The organism is Paracoccus sediminilitoris, assembly GCF_003259195.1.
GTDB lineage: Bacteria > Pseudomonadota > Alphaproteobacteria > Rhodobacterales > Rhodobacteraceae > Paracoccus > Paracoccus sediminilitoris.
In genome coordinates this window covers 1-3060 of record NZ_QJPK01000041.1, presented here as the reverse complement: position 1 = coordinate 3060, position 3060 = coordinate 1, and the positions used below count along the sequence as shown (strand labels likewise).

Genomic DNA, 3060 nt, shown 5'->3' with positions numbered 1-3060 from the left:
TAACCAGGTATCTTTTACCTGAATACATAGGGTTAAAGAAGCAAACCCGGGGAACTGAAACATCTAAGTACCCGGAGGAAAGGAAATCAACAGATACTCCGCTAGTAGTGGCGAGCGAACGCGGATCAGCCGAGCCTTGAGAGTGACGAGAACAGATTGGAAAGTCTGGCCATAGCGGGTGACAGCCCCGTATCGGAAGCTCGATGGGACGCATTAAGTAGGGCGGGACACGTGAAATCCTGTCTGAAGATCGGGGGACCACCCTCGAAGGCTAAGTACTCCTTACTGACCGATAGCGAACCAGTACCGTGAGGGAAAGGTGAAAAGCACCCCGACGAGGGGAGTGAAACAGTTTCTGAAACCGGACGCCTACAAGCAGTCGGAGCCCCCTTGAGGGGTGACGGCGTACCTTTTGTATAATGGGTCAACGACTTGGTCTGTCTAGCAAGCTTAAGCCGTTAGGTGTAGGCGCAGCGAAAGCGAGTCTTAAATGGGCGACAGAGTTAGACGGATCAGACCCGAAACCGAGTGATCTAGGCATGAGCAGGATGAAGGTACGGTAACACGTACTGGAGGTCCGAACCCACACCTGTTGAAAAAGGTCGGGATGACTTGTGCCTAGGGGTGAAAGGCCAATCAAACTCGGAGATAGCTGGTTCTCCGCGAAAGCTATTTAGGTAGCGCCTCGGATGTATTCCTTGGGGGGTAGAGCACTGCATGGATGATGGGGGCCCACAGCCTTACTGAGTCTAAGCAAACTCCGAATACCCAAGAGAACTGTCCGGGAGACACACGGCGGGTGCTAACGTCCGTCGTGGAGAGGGAAACAACCCTGACCAACAGCTAAGGCCCCCAATTCGTGGCTAAGTGGGAAAGCATGTGAGACTTCCAAAACAACCAGGAGGTTGGCTTAGAAGCAGCCATCCTTTAAAGATAGCGTAACAGCTCACTGGTCTAATCAAGAGGTCTTGCGGCGAAGATGTAACGGGGCTCAAGCCACGAGCCGAAGCTTTGGATGCACACTTGTTGTGCGTGGTAGCGGAGCGTTCTGTGATATAGAACGCTGCCTCTTTTGCGTCCTCGGATGCAACGGAGGCAATGTTCTGACTGTGAAGCCGGGCCGTGAGGCAACCGGTGGAGTGATCAGAAGTGAGAATGTTGACATGAGTAGCGACAAACAGGGTGAGAGACCCTGTCGCCGAAAGTCCAAGGGTTCCTGCTTAAAGCTAATCTGAGCAGGGTAAGCCGGCCCCTAAGGCGAGGCCGAAAGGCGTAGTCGATGGGAACCAGGTTAATATTCCTGGGCCAGGAGATGGTGACGGATCCCGAGGGTAGTTCGATCTTAACGGATTGATCGGGCTGCTTAGGGGTCCCTGGAAATAGCCCTCCACAAGACCGTACCCTAAACCGACACAGGTGGACTGGTAGAGAATACCAAGGCGCTTGAGAGAACCACATTTAAGGAACTCGGCAAAATACCTCCGTAAGTTCGCGAGAAGGAGGCCCGGTTTTTACGCAAGTAGAGGCCGGGGGCACAAACCAGGGGGTGGCGACTGTTTACTAAAAACACAGGGCTCTGCGAAGTCGTAAGACGACGTATAGGGTCTGACGCCTGCCCGGTGCCGGAAGGTTAAAAGGAGATGTGCAAGCATTGAATTGAAGCCCCGGTAAACGGCGGCCGTAACTATAACGGTCCTAAGGTAGCGAAATTCCTTGTCGGGTAAGTTCCGACCTGCACGAATGGCGTAACGACTTCCCCGCTGTCTCAAATGTGGACTCAGCGAAATTGAATTGTCTGTGAAGATGCAGACTTCCCGCGGTTAGACGGAAAGACCCCATGCACCTTTACTACAACTTCGCACTGGCATCAGGATTGCGATGTGCAGGATAGGCGGTAGGCTTTGAAGCGGGGACGCTAGTCCTCGTGGAGCCATCCTTGAGATACCGCCCTTCGCACTCTTGATGTCTAACCGCGGCCCGTTATCCGGGTCCGGGACCCTGCGTGGTGGGTAGTTTGACTGGGGCGGTCGCCTCCCAAACAGTAACGGAGGCGCGCGAAGGTTGGCTCAGACCGGTCGGAAATCGGTCGTTGAGTGCAATGGCAGAAGCCAGCCTGACTGCAAGACTGACAAGTCGAGCAGAGACGAAAGTCGGCCATAGTGATCCGGTGGTCCCGAGTGGAAGGGCCATCGCTCAACGGATAAAAGGTACGCTGGGGATAACAGGCTGATGATGCCCAAGAGTCCATATCGACGGCATCGTTTGGCACCTCGATGTCGGCTCATCTCATCCTGGGGCTGGAGCAGGTCCCAAGGGTACGGCTGTTCGCCGTTTAAAGAGGTACGTGAGCTGGGTTTAGAACGTCGTGAGACAGTTCGGTCCCTATCTGCCGTGGGTGTTGGAGACTTGAGAGGAGTTGCCCCTAGTACGAGAGGACCGGGGTGAACGTTCCACTGGTGGACCAGTTGTCGTGCCAACGGCAGTGCTGGGTAGCTATGAACGGACAGGATAAACGCTGAAGGCATCTAAGCGTGAAGCCCCCCTCAAAACAAGGTCTCCCTTGAGAGCCGTGGAAGACCACCACGTCGATAGGCCGGAGATGTAAGTGCAGCAATGCATTCAGTTGACCGGTACTAATGGCTCGATAGGCTTGATTTGATCCGGAAGAAGACAGACTTCTCGTCTTCATCCAAATGCATCCTTGGACAACATGGGCAACAGCCCACGCTGAGCGTCTCTTTCCTGGTCTGGTGGCCCTAGCGCGAGCAAAACACCCGATCCCATCCCGAACTCGGCCGTTAAGTGCCGCTGCGCCGATGGTACTGCGTCTCAAGACGTGGGAGAGTAGGTCACCGCCAGACCTGGAAAGAGACGCAAATCTCTCTGAAACGACGTTCCCAAAACCGATCAGGACAAAATTGGCGCGGGGTAGAGCAGCCCGGTAGCTCGTCAGGCTCATAACCTGAAGGTCGCAGGTTCAAATCCTGCCCCCGCAACCAGATCCAATAACGATATCACCAGCTTATCAGCCTCCCGCACGGGAGGCTTTCTGCGTTCCGA

The 3060-nt window shown here is 54.7% G+C and carries 1 tRNA gene and 2 rRNA genes; all 3 read left to right on the top strand.

The window, feature by feature from the left end:
- Positions 1 to 2658, top strand: a 23S ribosomal RNA gene (locus DKT70_RS16775); the annotation flags it as partial.
- Positions 2659 to 2746: 88 nt separating this feature from the next.
- Positions 2747 to 2861, top strand: a 5S ribosomal RNA gene (gene rrf / locus DKT70_RS16770).
- A 61-nt stretch (positions 2862 to 2922) separates the two neighbouring features.
- Positions 2923 to 2999, top strand: a tRNA-Met gene (locus DKT70_RS16765).
- Positions 3000 to 3060: the final 61 nt, after the last annotated feature.